At 62.3% G+C, this 15,514-nt stretch carries 23 protein-coding genes; 10 read left to right on the top strand and 13 right to left on the bottom strand.

Features of this window, described 5'->3' with window-relative positions:
* Together JQ628_RS13160 and JQ628_RS13155 are read right to left on the bottom strand one after the other, a co-directional pair.
* The gene (locus tag JQ628_RS13160) at window positions 1-705 is read right to left on the bottom strand and encodes a GrlR family regulatory protein (RefSeq protein ID WP_212222987.1); all 705 of its coding nucleotides are present in this window, start codon (window positions 703-705) and stop codon (window positions 1-3) included.
* A gap of 167 nt (window positions 706-872) precedes the next feature.
* Window positions 873-1,910: a glutamine synthetase beta-grasp domain-containing protein gene (locus tag JQ628_RS13155; protein WP_212222986.1), complete on the bottom strand. Its 1,038-nt coding sequence runs from the start codon at window positions 1,908-1,910 to the stop codon at window positions 873-875.
* A gap of 539 nt (window positions 1,911-2,449) precedes the next feature.
* On the opposite strand from JQ628_RS13155, the gene JQ628_RS13150 reads away from it, so the two are divergent.
* Entirely contained in the window at window positions 2,450-2,644 is a 195-nt protein-coding gene (locus tag JQ628_RS13150; protein ID WP_212222985.1) for a DUF2735 domain-containing protein, read from the top strand.
* Between the two features lie 93 nt (window positions 2,645-2,737).
* On the opposite strand, the gene JQ628_RS13145 is transcribed toward JQ628_RS13150, so the two are convergent.
* Entirely contained in the window at window positions 2,738-3,049 is a 312-nt protein-coding gene (locus JQ628_RS13145; protein WP_212222984.1) for an MliC family protein, read from the bottom strand.
* A 96-nt stretch (window positions 3,050-3,145) separates the two neighbouring features.
* Here JQ628_RS13145 and JQ628_RS13140 point away from each other — a divergent pair, with 96 nt between their 5' ends.
* Window positions 3,146-3,892 carry a tyrosine-protein phosphatase gene (locus JQ628_RS13140; RefSeq protein WP_212222983.1) on the top strand — a complete coding sequence of 249 codons (747 nt, stop codon included), beginning with the start codon at window positions 3,146-3,148 and terminating at the stop codon, window positions 3,890-3,892.
* A 20-nt stretch (window positions 3,893-3,912) separates the two neighbouring features.
* Here JQ628_RS13140 and JQ628_RS13135 read toward each other — a convergent pair whose 3' ends face one another.
* Together JQ628_RS13135 and JQ628_RS13130 are read right to left on the bottom strand one after the other, a co-directional pair.
* A complete protein-coding gene (locus JQ628_RS13135; RefSeq protein WP_212222982.1) occupies window positions 3,913-4,119 on the bottom strand; it encodes a hypothetical protein in 207 nt (68 codons plus the stop codon).
* 117 nt (window positions 4,120-4,236) lie between these two features.
* Complete coding sequence (locus JQ628_RS13130) at window positions 4,237-4,941, bottom strand: SGNH/GDSL hydrolase family protein (protein ID WP_212222981.1); 705 nt, start codon at window positions 4,939-4,941, stop codon at window positions 4,237-4,239.
* A 97-nt stretch (window positions 4,942-5,038) separates the two neighbouring features.
* Here JQ628_RS13130 and fabG point away from each other — a divergent pair, with 97 nt between their 5' ends.
* On the top strand, window positions 5,039-5,719 hold the full coding sequence (fabG, locus tag JQ628_RS13125) for a 3-oxoacyl-ACP reductase FabG (protein ID WP_212222980.1): 681 nt from the start codon (window positions 5,039-5,041) through the stop codon (window positions 5,717-5,719).
* Here the strand turns inward: fabG and JQ628_RS13120 are convergent.
* On the bottom strand, window positions 5,716-6,435 hold the full coding sequence (locus JQ628_RS13120) for a hypothetical protein (protein ID WP_249127831.1): 720 nt from the start codon (window positions 6,433-6,435) through the stop codon (window positions 5,716-5,718). The two genes, fabG and JQ628_RS13120, sit on opposite strands and share 4 nt — an antisense overlap.
* A 181-nt stretch (window positions 6,436-6,616) precedes the next feature.
* Here JQ628_RS13120 and JQ628_RS13115 point away from each other — a divergent pair, with 181 nt between their 5' ends.
* The 3 genes from JQ628_RS13115 to JQ628_RS13105 all read left to right on the top strand — a co-directional run bounded on the left by JQ628_RS13115 (window position 6,617) and on the right by JQ628_RS13105 (window position 8,014).
* Window positions 6,617-7,303, top strand: coding sequence for a DUF2161 domain-containing phosphodiesterase (locus JQ628_RS13115; protein WP_212222979.1), 687 nt, complete (start codon window positions 6,617-6,619; stop codon window positions 7,301-7,303).
* A 24-nt stretch (window positions 7,304-7,327) separates the two neighbouring features.
* A complete protein-coding gene (locus JQ628_RS13110; RefSeq protein ID WP_212222978.1) occupies window positions 7,328-7,627 on the top strand; it encodes a putative quinol monooxygenase in 300 nt (99 codons plus the stop codon).
* Between the two features lie 84 nt (window positions 7,628-7,711).
* Entirely contained in the window at window positions 7,712-8,014 is a 303-nt protein-coding gene (locus tag JQ628_RS13105) for a hypothetical protein (protein ID WP_212222977.1), read from the top strand.
* 83 nt (window positions 8,015-8,097) lie between these two features.
* Here the strand turns inward: JQ628_RS13105 and JQ628_RS13100 are convergent, their stop codons facing one another.
* Window positions 8,098-8,721, bottom strand: coding sequence for a GNAT family N-acetyltransferase (locus JQ628_RS13100; RefSeq protein ID WP_212222976.1), 624 nt, complete (start codon window positions 8,719-8,721; stop codon window positions 8,098-8,100).
* A 156-nt stretch (window positions 8,722-8,877) separates the two neighbouring features.
* Window positions 8,878-9,276, bottom strand: a complete 399-nt coding sequence (locus JQ628_RS13095) for a PaaI family thioesterase (protein ID WP_212222975.1) — start codon at window positions 9,274-9,276, stop codon at window positions 8,878-8,880.
* Window positions 9,277-9,396: 120 nt separating this feature from the next.
* Here JQ628_RS13095 and JQ628_RS13090 point away from each other — a divergent pair, with 120 nt between their 5' ends.
* Complete coding sequence (locus tag JQ628_RS13090) at window positions 9,397-10,176, top strand: cobalamin-binding protein (protein ID WP_212222974.1); 780 nt, start codon at window positions 9,397-9,399, stop codon at window positions 10,174-10,176.
* Between the two features lie 113 nt (window positions 10,177-10,289).
* On the opposite strand, the gene JQ628_RS13085 is transcribed toward JQ628_RS13090, so the two are convergent.
* Complete coding sequence (locus JQ628_RS13085; RefSeq protein WP_212222973.1) at window positions 10,290-11,567, bottom strand: ArgE/DapE family deacylase; 1,278 nt, start codon at window positions 11,565-11,567, stop codon at window positions 10,290-10,292.
* 138 nt (window positions 11,568-11,705) lie between these two features.
* Between JQ628_RS13085 and JQ628_RS13080 the strand changes: the two genes are divergently transcribed.
* Both JQ628_RS13080 and JQ628_RS13075 read left to right on the top strand, forming a co-directional pair.
* Window positions 11,706-11,858, top strand: a complete 153-nt coding sequence (locus JQ628_RS13080; RefSeq protein ID WP_212222972.1) for a non-classical export protein 1 — start codon at window positions 11,706-11,708, stop codon at window positions 11,856-11,858.
* Window positions 11,858-12,100: a DUF6719 family protein gene (locus tag JQ628_RS13075; protein WP_212222971.1), complete on the top strand. Its 243-nt coding sequence runs from the start codon at window positions 11,858-11,860 to the stop codon at window positions 12,098-12,100. The genes JQ628_RS13080 and JQ628_RS13075 overlap by 1 nt, the downstream gene beginning before the upstream one ends.
* A gap of 104 nt (window positions 12,101-12,204) precedes the next feature.
* Here the strand turns inward: JQ628_RS13075 and JQ628_RS13070 are convergent, their stop codons facing one another.
* The 3 genes from JQ628_RS13070 to JQ628_RS13060 all read right to left on the bottom strand — a co-directional run bounded on the left by JQ628_RS13070 (window position 12,205) and on the right by JQ628_RS13060 (window position 14,072).
* On the bottom strand, window positions 12,205-13,422 hold the full coding sequence (locus JQ628_RS13070; protein ID WP_212222970.1) for a serine hydrolase domain-containing protein: 1,218 nt from the start codon (window positions 13,420-13,422) through the stop codon (window positions 12,205-12,207).
* 80 nt (window positions 13,423-13,502) lie between these two features.
* The gene (locus JQ628_RS13065) at window positions 13,503-13,877 is read right to left on the bottom strand and encodes a hypothetical protein (protein WP_212222969.1); all 375 of its coding nucleotides are present in this window, start codon (window positions 13,875-13,877) and stop codon (window positions 13,503-13,505) included.
* A 36-nt stretch (window positions 13,878-13,913) separates the two neighbouring features.
* The gene (locus JQ628_RS13060; RefSeq protein WP_212222968.1) at window positions 13,914-14,072 is read right to left on the bottom strand and encodes a hypothetical protein; all 159 of its coding nucleotides are present in this window, start codon (window positions 14,070-14,072) and stop codon (window positions 13,914-13,916) included.
* A 290-nt stretch (window positions 14,073-14,362) separates the two neighbouring features.
* On the opposite strand from JQ628_RS13060, the gene JQ628_RS13055 reads away from it, so the two are divergent.
* Window positions 14,363-14,731 carry a hypothetical protein gene (locus JQ628_RS13055; RefSeq protein WP_249127829.1) on the top strand — a complete coding sequence of 123 codons (369 nt, stop codon included), beginning with the start codon at window positions 14,363-14,365 and terminating at the stop codon, window positions 14,729-14,731.
* A gap of 23 nt (window positions 14,732-14,754) precedes the next feature.
* On the opposite strand, the gene JQ628_RS13050 is transcribed toward JQ628_RS13055, so the two are convergent.
* Window positions 14,755-15,315, bottom strand: coding sequence for a CreA family protein (locus JQ628_RS13050; RefSeq protein ID WP_212222967.1), 561 nt, complete (start codon window positions 15,313-15,315; stop codon window positions 14,755-14,757).
* Window positions 15,316-15,514: the final 199 nt, after the last annotated feature.

Raw genomic sequence — 15,514 nt, 5'->3', positions numbered from 1 at the left:
TTACGCCCGCCGCATGAGTTTCAGCACGGCCGTCATGCGGAGGCTGCGCTTGCCGGCCAGCGCGGTGGCTTCCAGCAGCGCGCCCTCCTCGTCGCAGGTGCCGGAAAAGCCGATGCCGACCTCGCGGCCGCCAAAGATCGGATTTTCCCCCACGGCCGGCGTGTGCTCCTGGTTGAGGATCTGGCCCTTCCAGCGGCCGTTCTCTGAGGTGTAGGTGCCGAGATAATAGAACGAGGCGTCGCCGCCCAGGATGCGGCCGTCGTTCAGCAGCATCACGCCGGTCAGGCCGCCTGCAACGCCGTCCAGCATCTTGATGTGGATCGAATACAGCCCGTTGACGATACCGCCCTCGCCGACGCCGCCGGCGATCGGCACGCTTTCCTCCTCGATCGGCGTCATCACCGACTGGAACACCGCGCCCGGCAATTCCCTCAATGCCCCCTTGAAGCGATAGAGATTCCCGTCGGCGTTTCCCTTGGCGATCAGGGTCGCATCGTCGGTGCCGGCCATCGCCCGGTAATTCGGATCCGGATTGTGCCGGACCGTCTTCACTTCGATGTCGATCCCGTCACTGGCCTCGGTGTACGTGCCGATATGGGCAAAGGCTGAATTACCGCCCAGCAGCTTGCCGTCGCGCACATACATCACGCTGCGGCCGACCGCCTCGTTGAGCGTAAAGCGGACCTTGTAAAAGCCCCCGAACAACGGCCGTGTCCCCGGCGTTTGCAAATGCAAGCCTACATAGCCCGGTTGGCGCCGTAGGGAAACGGATCAGCGTTGTCACAAAAACGCAATGATCCGCCAGAGCGGTCTGCTCTGGCGGATCATTTTGGCGGCCCAGACGCCCCCGTCCCGGGCCTTGGAGGTATCGGTCAGGCCGCAGCCGACTTGGCGGCGGTCGGAACTTCGGAGATCGTCTTCAGGATCTGGGAAGCGATGGCGTATGGGTCGCCCTGCGAGTTCGGGCGGCGGTCTTCGAGGTAGCCCTTGTAGCCGTTGTTCATGAAGGAGTGCGGCACGCGGATCGAGGCGCCGCGGTCGGCCAGGCCATAGCTGAACTTGTTCCAGGGCGCGGTCTCGTGCTTGCCGGTCAGGCGCTTGTCGTTGTCCGGACCGTAGACCGCGATGTGGTCCATGAGATTCTTCTCAAAGGCCGCCATCAGCTTCTCAAAGTACTCCTTGCCGCCGACTTCGCGCATGTATTGCGTGGAGAAGTTGGCGTGCATGCCCGAGCCGTTCCAGTCGGTGTCGCCGAGCGGCTTGCAGTGGAATTCGATGTCGATGCCGTAGCTCTCGGTGAGACGCAGCATCAGGTAACGAGCCATCCACATCTGGTCGGCAGCGGTCTTGGAGCCCTTGCCGAAAATCTGGAATTCCCACTGGCCCTTCGCCACTTCGGCGTTGATGCCTTCGTGGTTGATGCCGGCGTAGAGGCAGAGGTTGAGATGCTTCTCGACGATCTCACGGGCGACCGAGCCGACGTTCGAATAGCCGACGCCGGTGTAGTACGGGCCTTGCGGCGCCGGGTAACCCGAGGTCGGGAAGCCGAGCGGACGGCCGTCTTTGTAGAAGAAGTATTCCTGCTCGAAGCCGAACCAGGCGCCGGCATCGTCAAGGATGGTGGCGCGCTTGTTGGAAGCGTGCGGGGTCTTGCCGTCGGGCATCATGACTTCACACATCACGAGCACGCCGTTCTCGCGCGCGCCGTCGGGATAAACCGCAACCGGCTTCAATACGCAATCGGAGCTGTGGCCTTCGGCCTGCTGGGTCGACGAACCGTCAAAGCCCCACAGCGGGAGCTGCTCGAGCGTCGGGAAAGATGCGAATTCCTTGATCTGCGTCTTGCCGCGCAGGTTCGGTGTCGGCGTATATCCGTCCAGCCAGATATACTCGAGCTTGTACTTGGTCATTGAGCCTCTCTGTTGATGAAGCAATAGGTGGGAACCGAAGCAATTGGGACCCACAGTGGTGTACCCGGCCACCATCGGCCGGCCCTTACCAAGCAATTAAAATGCCAGTCGCTGCACTGCGGCAGAGCTTGTCCACAGCCGCATGGAGGACGAGTGGAAAATTTTCTCCGCGACAAAGCAGCGCGGCTGAGATGCAATTTTGCGGACGGAATCGCCGGGAAACTCGCTCGACCAGCCGCTTTCTGCAGCACCGGGCCCTCTGACCGCCCGATAAGCCCAAAGCAACGGCATCAGCAGAGAGACCTATCGGTCCGAATGAGACCCGTCTGAAACCTGGCGCGTCGCTGAGACGTTAGCCCGCCGGGTTCTGCCTCCCAGAAAGCAACACCAAATATGCCTACGATTTAATCGGCAGTGACTTCTCTTTCATCAGGTTGCGTTGGCGGAGGGCACGAACGATATCGAAATCGGTAACCACTCGGGAATGAGTCGGGCGCACCATCAGCTAACCCAGAGTCTCGATGAAAGGAGAGACCGAAATGTTGAATACAGATTCAAGTCAGGGATCTGCGAAGATCTATCAATTTCCAGCCGGTGGCCGGGCTGCCCTCGGCGGACGCCGCTACGGCGATGCCAAAGCCGACCTCGCCACCGCCGTGCGGGTGAACGAAGCCCTTTGCAGCGATAGCTGGTACCATCAGGCGGCGATTGAAGAGTCAAAACGTGACCACTGATCCGTCAGCACATTGCGCCAAAGGGCACGCCAGAATTCAGACGCGATACGCAAGGTAAAGAAGGGTCGAAACAACGAGGTTTCGGCCCTTTTTTCATCCCAACTGGCAGTTCGTGGCCGGCCGCTTGCCGATCTTGAACGTGGTAGCCGATTTTGTGACCCGCAGCGTCACCCCGCCCCCGGAATAGCGCGAACCCGTCAAGGCTACCCGCTTTTGCAGCGTCACCGCCTTGCCATCGACCTGCATGTGGGCGCGCTTGTCGTATTGGAAAAATCCGACAATGAACTCGGTGCCATCAGCACAGCGATAGGTCTGGAACGTGCTCTGGGCCGCCGCTTTCGGCGCGCCGGCCATCGTCGCAATCAGCGCAGTAGCGGCAAGACAGACGATCTCTTTGCGATTCATGTTCTCCCCCGGGAACTGCGACTATAGACCAATCCGCAACCGGCAATGCAATCGCCGTGGTTCCTCCGCAGCAGAAGATCGCGTAAACTTCGTCCGATGTCAGAAATCCCTGTTCGTCACCTCAATCTCGCCGGCGCTAGCAATTTCCGTGACCTTGGCGGCTATCCCGGCAAGGACGGCCGTCTGGTGCGCTGGCGGCAAATCTTTCGATCCAACCACCTCGGCCATCTGACCGAAGACGATGCGGCTGTTCTGCGCACGCTCGGCGTCAGGAGCGCATTCGACTTCCGCGGCAAGGATGAGCGCGCCGAGGCGCTGTGCGGCCTCGCGGGTATCGAGGTTCATTCGCTGCCGGTCGAGCCGACCGTGGTGGCCGCGCTGCGCGCTATCAGAGACTCCGGCAAGACGCTGTCACGCGAGCATGCGTTCGATGTGATGCGGGATTCCTATCGCAGCTACGTGCAACAGAATACGCCGCGCTTCCGCGCCCTGTTCGGGCACCTGCTGGAAGATCGCGCGCCGCTGGTGATCCACTGCACCGCCGGCAAGGACCGCACCGGATTTGCCTGCGCGCTGATCCTGCATACGCTCGGCGTCGCCGACGAGGTGATTGCGGAAGACTATCTGCTGACCAACCAGTTCTACCGGCGTGATCCCTCCGCCAGCAGCGACTTGCCTGACGAAGTCCGCCAGGTGCTGGGCTCGGTGCAGCCGCCGTTCCTGGCGGCGGCATTCGAGGCCATCAGCGCTGACTATGGCAATCTGGAAAACTATCTGGCCAGCGGGCTCGGGCTTGGAGCCGCTGAGCGCAAGGCGCTGCACGAGCGCTATCTGGAAGCCTGATCGCTTTGGTAGCGCGCGGCTCAGGCCGCCGCTTCTGCTTCCATTTCGGCGTCGAGGTCGGCGATGACGTCCTCGAAGGCCGAGATCGCCTGCTGAACGGCAGCGATCTGCATCAGCTCCCAGCCGCTGACCGGGCCATTGCGGTTTTGCAGGGCAACGACGAGATCCCGGCGCTGCTCCTTAAGCTGAACCAACGGTAAACCGTGGTCAGGCAGTACTCTCATCATGGCGTGTCCATCCCCTGGCATGATCGACGCCGAGGTATAGCCGGATCGTTCTGCCGTCGGCTTACAAAACTCCGGCAAATTTTAGCGATCGGCGCGGTTTCGGGGGCCACCGGATTTCTACGTAGTCGCCATGGGCGCGTTCAGGATCGCTTCGGACAGTGCCTGCGTCACGCAGCCGGTTGCCCAATCGCTCATGTGCAGCTTGTCGCCGTCGCCCTCGCGGACCAGATCCGCAATGTCGATGCCGTCCCTGACCACCCAGCGCTCCATCAGGGCAAAACGGCGGAACACATTGACGCCTGCTCTTTGCGCCGCCTCGCCAATAAGCCGGACCATCTGGTCGGCAAATCCCCTCGTCTCGGCAGGCTCGGTCACCGCAGGCGTGAATTGCAGGTCCATCAGCACCACGTCCATCGGCAGGCCTGCGAGCCAATTGAGGCCTGTCGAGATCGAGGCTGCGACCTCCTCCAGATTGAACATCTTCTTGCGGAACACCGCGTTGGTGCCGACCTGCCAGATCACCAGCGCCGGCGCTTCGCCGATCACATCAGACTCAAAGCGCGAAACTTCGGACGGAGCTTCCTGTCCGCTGAGCCCACGGTTGAGCACGTCGATCATGCCATCGCGATATTTCTTCCGCAGGAGCAATTCCAGCCGCGCCGGAAACGGCACGAGATCGCCCTCGCCCGCCGTCGATGATGAGCCGATGGCGATGACCTTGGTCCGGCGTTGGGTTTTGAGGCTTCGCATCAAATGCGGAAGCGGATACTGCAAGCCGGTCAAATCGGGATGCGTGTGGCATTGCGCGGGGATGTTTGCCATGTGACCCTGCCGCCCGTGTTGTTCGCGCCCAATGGGCGCAATTTCAGCGAGCAATGCAAATCAATTTCGCGAACCCGAGTGGAGCCGGAGCAACATCATGAATGGAAAAGTCATCGTCGTCACCGGCGCTTCCGGCGCGCTCGGCAAGGTGGTCGCGGAGATAGCGCTGGCGCGCGGCGCGCTGGTTGCGGGCATCGATTTTGCGCAAACGCAAATTCCGGCCTCGCCGACCCGGCTCGAACTCGGCGGCGTCGATCTCACCGACGCGGCGCAGGCGAAGGCGGCAATCGACGCGGCGGCCTCGCATTTCGGAAAACTCGATGCGCTGATCAACATCGCCGGCGGCTTTGCATTCGAGACGGTGGCGGACGGCGATCCAAAGACCTGGCAGCGGATGTACGGGCTCAACGTGACCACGGCGCTGAACGCATCGCGCGCGGCAATCCCGCATCTTTCCGCATCGAGCGCGGGACGCATCGTCAATACCGGCGCAATGGGCGCGATCCAGGCCGGCGCTGGCATGGGCGCCTATGCCGCCTCGAAGGCCGGCGTGCACCGCCTGACCGAAGCGCTCGCCGCCGAGCTCAAGGGCAAGATCACCGTCAACGCGGTGCTGCCCTCGATCATCGACACGGCAGCGAACCGCACCAGCATGCCGAAAGCCGATTTTGCGAAATGGGTGACGCCGCAGGAGCTCGCCGAGGTGATTCTGTTCCTCACCAGCGATGCCGCGAGCGCCGTGACCGGCGCGTTGCTGCCGGTGAATGGGCGGGTTTAGCTTTCCGCCTCCACCAGCTTCCGCAATACCGCCTTGAAGCGGATGCTGCGTTTGCCGGCGAGTGCGGTGGCTTCGCCTTCCGCACCGTCGCGGTCGTAGGTGCCGGAAAAGCCGACGCCGACCTCGTGGCCGCCGAACAGCGGCCGCTCGCCGATACTCGGCGTGTGCTCGCGGTTGACCAGTTCACCCTTCCACTTGCCGTTCGCCGCGGTGTAGGCGCCGATATAGTCGAAATAGGCATCGCCGCCGCGAATGCGGCCGTCATGCAGCATCATGACACCGGTATTGCCGCCGTCGATGCCGTCGAGCATGCGGATGTGGATGGAATAGAGGCCGTTGATGAGACCGTTCGGCCCGATTGCGCCGGGCGGCGGCGCATCGGCATCGTCGATCGGCGTCAAAATGCTGGTGAAGACGATGCCCGGCAGCGCATCGGTGCCGCCCTCGAAATGCACCTCGTTGCCGTGGTGGGCGCCCTTGAAGCGCATGATGACGTTATCGACCGGGAACATCGGCACATAACCGGGATCATGATTGTGCCGCGACATCTTCAACTCGGAAGAAATCACGCCGTCCTGCACGGTGTAGCCGCCGATGAAGGAAGAGCCGGAATTGCCGCCATAGAGCTTTCCGCTCGGGGTGGCGAACATGACGCCGCAACCGGTGCCGCGTACCGTCTTGAATGAGAACTTGTAAAGTCCGTTCAGCAACGTCATGGCCCACTGAAAAAGCAATATCCCCCGCGGATACTGCGATCCGCAGGGCATTTCCCCTCTTCCGCTTTGGCTTGTCCCTCCCGGAGAATAGCCGGTCGGACCGGCTGCGATCAAACGCTTTACGAAAATTGGGCTAGACTCGGGGCATTGAGTCGCGGCCGCGCCCGCCACGGAGCCCATCTTGGAAACCGCGCTTTACCTGCCCGTCAAACGCTTCCTCGAAAAGCTCGGCTTCGCCGTCAAGGGCGAGATCGGCGGCTGCGATCTGGTCGCGCTTTCCGGCGACGATCCGCCGGTCGTCGTAATCGGCGAATTGAAGCTCGCGTTCAATCTGGAGCTGGTGCTTCAGGCGGTCGATCGCGCCAGCGCTGCGGATGAGGTCTGGCTTGCGGCAAAGCTGTCGGCCCGCGGCAAGGGCCGCGAGAGCGACGCCCGCTACCGGAATCTGTGCCGACGACTCGGCTTCGGCATGCTAGGGGTCACCGATCGCGGCGACGTCGAGATCATCGTCAAGCCGCCGACGTCAGCGCCGCGCCGCGATCCCAAAAAACGCTCGCGGCTGGTGACCGAGCACCGGCGGCGGATCGGCGATCCCGTGCTCGGCGGCAGCACGCGCGCGCCGATCATGACGGCTTACCGGCAACAGGCGCTGGCCTGCGCGGCGGCGCTGTCCAACGGTCCGCAACGCGTGCGCGATCTGCGTCAGACCGTCCCGGACGCCGGAAAAATCCTGCTGCACAATGTCTATGGCTGGTTCGACCGCGCCGAACGCGGCATCTATGTACTGACCGATGCGGGCCGCGCTGCGCTAAAGCGTTGGCCGCAGCAGCCGGTGGATATCTCGGAGGCCGCCAATCCTGCGCCCTAAAGCGCGATGACACTGGGGGACGACATGATCGTGGTAACCGGGAGCGTGACAGCGCGGCAGGACAGTTTCGACGAGGTGAGAAAGCTCAGCCTGGAGCACGTGCATCGCTCGCGCACGGAGCCCGGCTGCATCTCGCACGCCGTGCATATCGACTGCGAGAACCCGCTGCGGCTGGTTTTTGTCGAACAATGGGCCGATCGCGCCGCGTTGCTCGCGCATTTTGCGGTTCCGGCGTCGCGCGAATTCGTCAAGGCACTGCAATCGCTGGCATCAGCCGCGACCACGATCGAAATCTACGACGCGACGAAATTAGAGAGGCTGTAATGCATGGCTGCATTGCCATGCTACTTTCATATTGCAATGCACAATACGGCTACCTAGATATCGCGCATCGATATGAGGGGCTCCATGAGCGAAGACTGGCAGACAAAATACGGCACACGTCGCGTGCGGCGCGATCCGCCCACCCTGGAGGAGGCGATTTTCGCTGCCGCAGGGATCACCGACGATCATGAGCAGCAGGCGGAGATCGCCGCTGCGCTGATGGGGATGCCCTACGAGCCGGTGCTTGCGGAAGTGAAGAAGACCAGCCGCCTTGCCGCCCGCTCCGCAACGCGCGTCATCGCCGGCGAACAGGGCGCGCAGCGCTCGGTCGTGGTGGAGCGCCGCGTGGTCCGCCGCTTCGGCAACGACAAGCGCACGGGCACCTGACCTCTTTCTTCCTTTTACCCGCCAATCAAAAAGGGCCATTCGCTGATCGGCGAATGGCCCTTTTTCATTTGTTTCCTCGGGCGTCAGGCGGCGCGGCCCCAGCCATACATCCGGAACAGCATGTTCCAGTAGGCGCGATTGAGATTGGCGATCGCGCGGGCGGCATCGACCGCGCCGAGCACTGCGCTGGTCGCCGGCTCCGGCTGATGATGCTGCGTGAGATCGATGATCCCCGTCGACTCGCCGTGGCTGAAGGTGAGATGCGCGCCAAACTTGTTGGCGAGCGCCTTCATCGCCTGGTTGTTGGCGCCGGTGGTGATGCGCAAATTCCTGTATCCCTTGGCGCGTGCTTCGGCGATCAGCTTGCGAAACAGGATGATGCCGACGCCCTGCCGGCGCACCGAGGCTTCCACGCTGAAGGCGATCTCCGGAATCAAATCCGGCGACTGCTGCGGCGGATGCAGTTCCGCAGCGCCGCGCACCACGCCATCCTCGAAATAGGCGATGATGACGGTGCCGTCGTCGGCGCATCTTTCGGCGTAGCGCTCAATGAAGCTGTCGTCCATGAAACCGTGGAAGCGGTCATGGCGGCTGGTCCGATCCAACCTCAGCAGATGATCGCGCAGCAGAGGCAGTTCCTCGTGCTGGCTGAGCGTCCGGACGCTGCCCCTGGCGCGCGTCGAACCGGTGATGGCTTCATGTCTCATAGTCAACTCCTCGTGGCAGCCCTCGAGGAGGCGTCGAATCCCTAGACCTCAAATATTGTGCATCGCATCATTCTTTTCAAGTCGTTGTCCCGCCTTAATTTTCGGCAAACTTCGATTAAGGATTCATTGATGTTCTGTGACGGTCAGGAGGCCCTATCAGAGCACCATTTGGGTCTGGGTGACGATGGCAACGAGCTTGCCGTCCTCGGTTTCCAGCCGGGTCTGCCATACCTGGGTACGCCGCCCGCGGTGCACCGGGGTGGCCGTCGCGATTACGGTCGCTCCCTCTTTGGCGCCGCCGATGAAATTGGTCTTGCTCTCGATCGTCGTGGTGCCTTTGGCGTCTTCCGGCAGGTTGATGACGGTGGCGGCCGCCCCGACCGAATCCGCCAGCGCCATCACGGCGCCGCCATGAATGGTGTGATGCAAGGTGCAGAGGTCCGGCCGCACCACCATTTTCGCGACCACACGGTCCTTGTCTGCCTCGGTGAATTTGACGCCCTTCAGTTCCGCAAAGGGCATTTTCATCGAGCTGATCTTTTCGAGCGGCGTCATCGGTCCTCCGGCCTTGGCAGGGTTGTTTGGCGAGAATGGACGCGGCGCGTAAGCAAGGCAATGACGTCCGAGGTAATGGCCGCAGTGACACGCGGCTGCTAATTCTGCATATCGTGCGCCATGCGAAATTTCCCTCCCCGCCGGATCGTGTGCCTGACCGAAGAAACGGTGGAGACGCTCTACCTGCTCGGCGAGCAGGACCGCATCGTCGGCGTATCAGGTTATGCGGTGCGACCGCCCCAGGTTCGGCGCGAGAAGCCGCGGGTGTCGGCCTTCATCTCGGCGGACATTCCAAAGATTTTGGCGCTGGAGCCGGATCTCGTTCTGGCGTTCTCCGATCTACAGGCCGGCATCGTCGCCGACCTCGTGCGATCGGGCGTTGCGATCCACGTCTTCAACCAGCGCGACATTGCCGGGATTTTGGCGATGATCCGGACGTTGGGCGCGATGGTGGGCGTTGCGGAACGCGCGGAGCAACTGGCGGCCGGCTTTGAGGCAAGGCTTGCGAGCGTCGCATCGACGCCCCGCGCTTCTGCGAAGCCAAAAGTCTATTTCGAGGAATGGGACGATCCGCTGATCAGCGGCATCGGCTGGGTTTCCGAACTCATCGAGATCGCCGGCGGCGAGGACGCGCTGCCGAAATTGCGCCTTCAGCAAGCGGCGAAGGATCGCATCATCCTGCCCGACGTCGTGCGCGAAGCCGCGCCGGACGTGATCCTCGCGTCCTGGTGCGGCAAGAAAGTGGTGCCCGACCGTATCCGGCAGCGCCCGGGCTGGAGCGACATTCCGGCCGTACGCAACAATCGCATCATCGAGATCAAGTCGCCGCTGATTTTGCAGCCAGGGCCGGCCGCGCTGACAGACGGGCTCGATGCGATCGTGAAGGCGTTGTGGGAATGATTGCTCCTCATCCTGAGGAGCGGCCCCCCCAGGGCCGCGTCTCGAAGGATGAAGGCCACAGACGGGCCTGCATGGTTCGAGACGCGCTCCGCGCTCCTCACCATGAGGAGCAACTACATCTTCTCCACCCCGCACCATTCCGCGATGAACAGCGCAGTCGCCTTCGTAGACTTCCGCAGCGACTCCAGGTCGACATATTCGTTGAAGCCGTGCATCGCCTCGCCGCTGGCGCCGAAGCACAGACTGGGGATGTTGTAGTTCAGCCCGTAGAAGCGCGTATCGGTCAGCGCAGTGAAGGCGAGGTCCTTGACCGCGCCGCCATAGACCACCGCATGGGCTTTGCCGAATGCGGCCTCGGGCGCGGCGGAATCCTTCAGCTCATAGCCTTCCGACAAAAAGCCGGACCACTCGACCTCGGGCGGGTTGTTGGAGAGGAAGCGATGGTCGCGCGAAGCGGCGGAGACGCACGCCAAAATCTCCTTCTGGCACTCGGCCACCGACCAGCCCGGCAGGATCGCGATCCGGCAATCGACGTCGCACCAGGCCGGCACGCTGGAAGCCCAGTCGCCGCCCCTGATGATGCCGGGGTTGAAGTTGATCGGGTGCGTCAGCGTCTTGAAATGGCGATCGGCCTTGGCGCGCTCGTTCCATTCGGCCTCGAGCTTTTGCAGCGCGTGGATCAGGTGATAGGCCGCCATGATCGCATTCGAGCCCGAGCCCATCTGCGCCACATGCACGGGAATGCCGCGCACGCGCAGGCGGAACCAGATCACGCCGACTTGCGAGCGCACCATGTTGCCGCCGGTAGGTTCCGGGATGAAGCAGGCATCGGCGCGATAGCCGCGCTGCAAGGTCGAGAGCGCGCCGACGCCGGTGCTCTCCTCCTCGATCACGCTCTGGAAATGAATTCTCGCGGTGGGCTTGAAGCCCGCGGCCTTGATCGCATCGAGCGCGTAGAGCGCGCCGATGGTGCCGGATTTCATGTCGCAGGCGCCGCGGCCGTACATCCGGCCGTTCTTGATGACCGGCGAGAACGGCGGCGTCTCCCACATGTCGAGCGGGCCTGCCGGCACGACGTCGCAGTGGCCCTGTAGGATCAGCGATTTGCCGGCATTGTTTTGCGGCCGGTAGGTGCCGACCACGCTGCGCGCTTTGGAAAAATCATGCTCGATCGGGCCATAGCCGCGCAGATCCTTGAGATCGTCGAGGTCGAGGTGCCAGTCGTCGACTTCATAGCCGCGCTGGCGCAGGAGATCCCCGATCATGTCCTGGCATGGCCCCTCCGCGCCGCGAGTCGAGGGGATCGCGACGAAGTCGGCGGTGGTCGCAAGCTGCGCATCGAAACCGGCATCGACGGCGTCGAGGATTCTTTGTTGGGTGTCGGCGTTCATTGTCGTTGATGTCCCCTGTTGTCGGCCTCAAGGGCCGATCAAAGCACATTTTGGTGGGGCCTGTGGAGGCCGCCGTCGCTTTCAGAATCACAGGCGTGCCCGTACAATTTGCCGCAACGCCTCGCCCGGAGACGCCGGATGAACGTCAACCGCAATGTGCTGTATCTGATCATCGCTGTACTTGCGATCGCAGTCGGCGTGCTCAGCTACCAGCTCCATGAGGCAAGGAAGAAGCCGGAAGGCTTTCAGATCAATGTCGGCCCCGACGGCCTGAAGATACAGAGCAAGTGATGCGGATATTTTCGTCGATTGCAGCATTGGCGCTGCTGGCTTTCGCGGCCCCAGCGCACGCGCAACAATCCGTTATGCGCGAAACCGATATCACCGACCTGCGTCTTGGCCAGCGCGTGCTGGTCGATGACGGTTCCTGCCCGGCCGGTCAGATCAAGGAAATCCAGGGTTCGCAGATGACGACGGCCGGCGTCGTGGCCACCCGAAAATGCGTGCCGCGGCTGGGACCGAAGCGGCGATAGAGCATGATCCGGACCCGAAGGGCCGCGTTAGCGCAAAGTGGATACCGGTTTTCCCTGCGACAAACGCGAAGCGTTTGCGCGGAGATCATGCTCAAACAAAAAATCTACCAGCTCCCGTATTGGCCGACGATGCCGCGCCAGAGCGCGCTGCGCTCGCGGGCAAATGACTCCTTGCCGACGCTGGCGTTCTTCGCCGCCGCCGTGATCACCATCACGAGTTTCAGTTCGGGATCGACGAACACCGACTGGCCGTAGACGCCGAGCAGCGCGAAGCGCCGCTTCTCGCCCGGGAACAGCCAGAACTGATAGCCATAGCCGAAGAACGGCGTCGCATTTTTCGGCCGGAAGCCTTCGGGCTGGCGGCGCCAGTCGGTGGCATCGAGCAGATATTCCTTCGGAACGATCTGTCTGCCGCCTGCTTCTCCGTCATTCGCGAGCAGGATTCCGAGACGGCCATAGTCACGCACGGTCGCGTTGAAGCCGCCCGATCCGGTTTCCGTTCCGTCCCTGCTCCTGACCCAGGTTGCGTCCTCCTCCGCGCCGATCGGCTGCCACAGCCGCGGCGTCAGATACTCGGTCAACGTCATGCCGGTCGCCGCATGCATCAGCACGGTGAGCGCAACCGTCTGGTTGGACGCGTAGTGAAAACGCGTGCCCTGCTCCACTTCGCGTTCCGTGAAGGCCCGCAGCGCCGTGATCGAGCCGGCCGACGCACGCAGCCTGCCGAACTTCGCAAGATCGTCGTTGCCGTCATAGACTTCCCGGAACGGCACGCCGGACGACATCCGCAGCATGTTGCGTATTGTCGTCTCCCCATAGGGATTGCCCGCCAGCTTCGGGACATATTTGGCGATGGTATCATCGAGCGAGGCGATCTTGCCCTCGCTCACGGCCATCCCGACTGCAAGGCTGACGATCGACTTCGCCATCGAGTGCGACACGAAGCGATGGTGCGCGTTGCGGTCATACTGATAGCGTTCGGCCAGCACCTGGCCGTCCTTGATCAGCAGGAATCCGGTGACGCGCTGGTGGGCGAGAAAATCGTCGAGCGAAAAGCTCTGTTTGTCGAAGCGGTATTCGATCCTCGGCTCGCTGGCCGCCTTGGGCAACGCCAGCGGCGTCCCGTGCTTCAGCGTGTAGACCGGAAGGATCTTTTCGACATTGCTGAACGAGCCGACCCGGACGTTCTCGTCGTAATACCAGGTCGCACGTGTCCCGATGGGGTAGCCTGAGGCCTTGCCGAGCAGTTCCTCGTCCGGCGCCGCCGCAGCAGGCGAGCAAAGCGCAAACGCCAGGCAAGCGAATATCGCATTGCGCCGCATCGTTTCCCCCAAACGCGATTGCCGGCCATCAAGGGCCGGCTTGGGGATCAACAGGGACATGGAAGATGCCGAATGTCGAGTTATGGCTTGGCCGGCTCGAACATGCATTGCAGCGTCGGCTTGGCGATCTTGGTGAAGGTGGCCGAAATCTGCGACTGCTTTGCCGGCGGCACCCAATCGGCCTCGATGGTCGGCACGCCGGTCTCGCTGATGCCGCGCAGCAGCGCTTCTCGCAGATCGTTGTCCTCGACGGTGGCGGCAGCGTAATCGTGCAGGCAACCGCAGACAGCTTCCGGATGCTGCCAGCGGCCGATCATGTGCGGGGCGCAGGCGCGAACGAAGTCGCCGCGCGGATCGGGAAATTTCAACGTTGACCGGAACGAGACCTGAGCCTGCGCCGAGCCGGCAAGGATGATGGTGGAGGCGATGACGGCAGTACAAAGACGAAGAAACATGATGGCCTTAACAACCTGACTTTGGACTGGCTCGTCTTACCGTGCAGCAACCACGAGGGCCGGTGCCGGGGTCACAACCGGCGAGCCGTTATAGGAGAAGGCGCCGACGCCGGGCAAACCCTGATCAACCGAACCCGCCATCGAGGGACCCGCCAAGGTGAAAGCGAAGGCAAGAATGAAGCTGACGGTCCGCATCTAAGGTCTCTCCGGGTTCGGCTGCCGGCACTTCGGCCGTTTCGTTGCCCGGGTTGATAACCAATGGTTGTTTCCGGACATCTGCTCGACAAGCGGAAAATGGTTTCGTTGCCCAGGAGAATTGTTTCGTCGCACCGGTTTCGACGAAACATTGCGAGGAAAAAATCAACGATTTCAAAGAGGGAAATAGCCTCCAATGGCCGAGCCAATGTCGTTCAGCGGCCGATTCCGAAGCCCCAATCCTGCCACGGCGGAATGCACTTTTCTCCTGTGGAGGAACCCCTGTCGCCATGAACCTCAATCGCTGCGTCACCGACTCACCCGACGACGGGCAACCGGGGGCACAGTTGCGCGTTATGACCTCTCACATCAGCGAAAGGATCGCAGTCGTGGGCAATGGCAACAACGACGTTGGCAAGACCACCCCGACCCGCAAGACCGGACAGCCGAATGTGCAGATGAGCGGCGGCTCTACCGGGAAGCGGACCGATCAGCAAATGCAGGCAGCGCAGCCGCAAAATTGCGGCGCGATGTCCCAACAGGGCAGTTTCAGCTTCCACGGCAATGAGGCGGCGCCGCAGAAGCTGGTTCGGCTGGTGGGGTGCCACGGCTCCGAGGCGGCTGGCGAACCCTGGGTCCGGCGCCCCGCAAGGCGCTGATCCCTGACTTGAGGTTCGGCCCCTTACTGAATGAATTCACCGCATTTCTGCACGGCGGCGTCGGCGGCCCCCCAGGGCATGATCGGCACCGATGAGGTCGAATTCTTCGGTGAGCCTTCGATCAGCTTGTCCGAATACACCATGTAGACCAGCACGTTGCGTTTGGAATCGCAGCCGCGGACGATCTGCATCTTTTTGAAGAACAGCGAGCGGCGCTGGCGAAACATGTCCTCGCCCTGCCCCGACTTGCTCTTGAAACGGATCGGACCGATTTGGCGGCAGGCCAGCGAGATGTCCGAAACCTCTTCGGCAAGCCCCAGCCAACCCTTGAAACCGCCCTTTTCCGGTATCGTGAAATGACAGGCGACGCCCTCGACCTCGGGGTCGTCGACGCCATAGGTCGCAAGCTTGTCGTTCGGGCTCAGGAATTTGAATACGGTCGAGCGGCGGAAGATCAGGTCCGGCTCATCAGCCGCGACGGCCGTGGAGGCGGACGAAAACACCACAAAAGACGCCAATGCCGCCGCCAGCCAGGCCCGGGATTTTTGCTTTTTGTCATATGGATGGGTGGCACGCGATGGCATGAAAGGCTCCGTGGGTGATGCTCGCGGCCTATGTAGTGCCAAAAGGGCCCGCAGGAAGGCGGCGCGGTAGCGGGCGACCGGCGCGGTTTAACCGAATGTGAGGCTTTTTTGTTACGGTGGGAACGAAAACCGCGACATCTAGAGGCCTTGTTCTGGTGAACGTTATAGGCGTCTGCGACAACCAACACATACTGAGGGC

The organism is Bradyrhizobium lablabi, from assembly GCF_018129385.1.
Taxonomy (GTDB): domain Bacteria; phylum Pseudomonadota; class Alphaproteobacteria; order Rhizobiales; family Xanthobacteraceae; genus Bradyrhizobium; species Bradyrhizobium lablabi_C.
Note: the sequence above shows the minus strand (reverse complement) of the source record. Positions and strands in the feature narration are given on the sequence as shown.

Bases quoted from the DNA above. Each gene is read 5' to 3' on its own strand.
- JQ628_RS13140 (WP_212222983.1), top strand. From the start codon at position 3,146: ATGTCAGAAATCCCTGTTCGTCACCTCAATCTCGCCGGCGCTAGCAAT.
- JQ628_RS13105 (WP_212222977.1), top strand. From the start codon at position 7,712: ATGAGCGAAGACTGGCAGACAAAATACGGCACACGTCGCGTGCGGCGC.
- fabG (WP_212222980.1), top strand. From the start codon at position 5,039: ATGAATGGAAAAGTCATCGTCGTCACCGGCGCTTCCGGCGCGCTCGGC.
- JQ628_RS13055 (WP_249127829.1), top strand. From the start codon at position 14,363: ATGAACCTCAATCGCTGCGTCACCGACTCACCCGACGACGGGCAACCG.
- JQ628_RS13050 (WP_212222967.1), bottom strand. From the start codon at position 15,315: ATGCCATCGCGTGCCACCCATCCATATGACAAAAAGCAAAAATCCCGG.
- JQ628_RS13095 (WP_212222975.1), bottom strand. From the start codon at position 9,276: ATGACGCCGCTCGAAAAGATCAGCTCGATGAAAATGCCCTTTGCGGAA.
- JQ628_RS13145 (WP_212222984.1), bottom strand. From the start codon at position 3,049: ATGAATCGCAAAGAGATCGTCTGTCTTGCCGCTACTGCGCTGATTGCG.
- JQ628_RS13070 (WP_212222970.1), bottom strand. From the start codon at position 13,422: ATGCGGCGCAATGCGATATTCGCTTGCCTGGCGTTTGCGCTTTGCTCG.
- JQ628_RS13065 (WP_212222969.1), bottom strand. From the start codon at position 13,877: ATGTTTCTTCGTCTTTGTACTGCCGTCATCGCCTCCACCATCATCCTT.
- JQ628_RS13060 (WP_212222968.1), bottom strand. From the start codon at position 14,072: ATGCGGACCGTCAGCTTCATTCTTGCCTTCGCTTTCACCTTGGCGGGT.
- JQ628_RS13135 (WP_212222982.1), bottom strand. From the start codon at position 4,119: ATGATGAGAGTACTGCCTGACCACGGTTTACCGTTGGTTCAGCTTAAG.
- JQ628_RS13085 (WP_212222973.1), bottom strand. From the start codon at position 11,567: ATGAACGCCGACACCCAACAAAGAATCCTCGACGCCGTCGATGCCGGT.
- JQ628_RS13120 (WP_249127831.1), bottom strand. From the start codon at position 6,435: ATGACGTTGCTGAACGGACTTTACAAGTTCTCATTCAAGACGGTACGC.
- JQ628_RS13155 (WP_212222986.1), bottom strand. From the start codon at position 1,910: ATGACCAAGTACAAGCTCGAGTATATCTGGCTGGACGGATATACGCCG.
- JQ628_RS13150 (WP_212222985.1), top strand. From the start codon at position 2,450: ATGTTGAATACAGATTCAAGTCAGGGATCTGCGAAGATCTATCAATTT.
- JQ628_RS13130 (WP_212222981.1), bottom strand. From the start codon at position 4,941: ATGGCAAACATCCCCGCGCAATGCCACACGCATCCCGATTTGACCGGC.
- JQ628_RS13080 (WP_212222972.1), top strand. From the start codon at position 11,706: ATGAACGTCAACCGCAATGTGCTGTATCTGATCATCGCTGTACTTGCG.
- JQ628_RS13100 (WP_212222976.1), bottom strand. From the start codon at position 8,721: ATGAGACATGAAGCCATCACCGGTTCGACGCGCGCCAGGGGCAGCGTC.
- JQ628_RS13075 (WP_212222971.1), top strand. From the start codon at position 11,858: ATGCGGATATTTTCGTCGATTGCAGCATTGGCGCTGCTGGCTTTCGCG.
- JQ628_RS13090 (WP_212222974.1), top strand. From the start codon at position 9,397: ATGCGAAATTTCCCTCCCCGCCGGATCGTGTGCCTGACCGAAGAAACG.
- JQ628_RS13110 (WP_212222978.1), top strand. From the start codon at position 7,328: ATGATCGTGGTAACCGGGAGCGTGACAGCGCGGCAGGACAGTTTCGAC.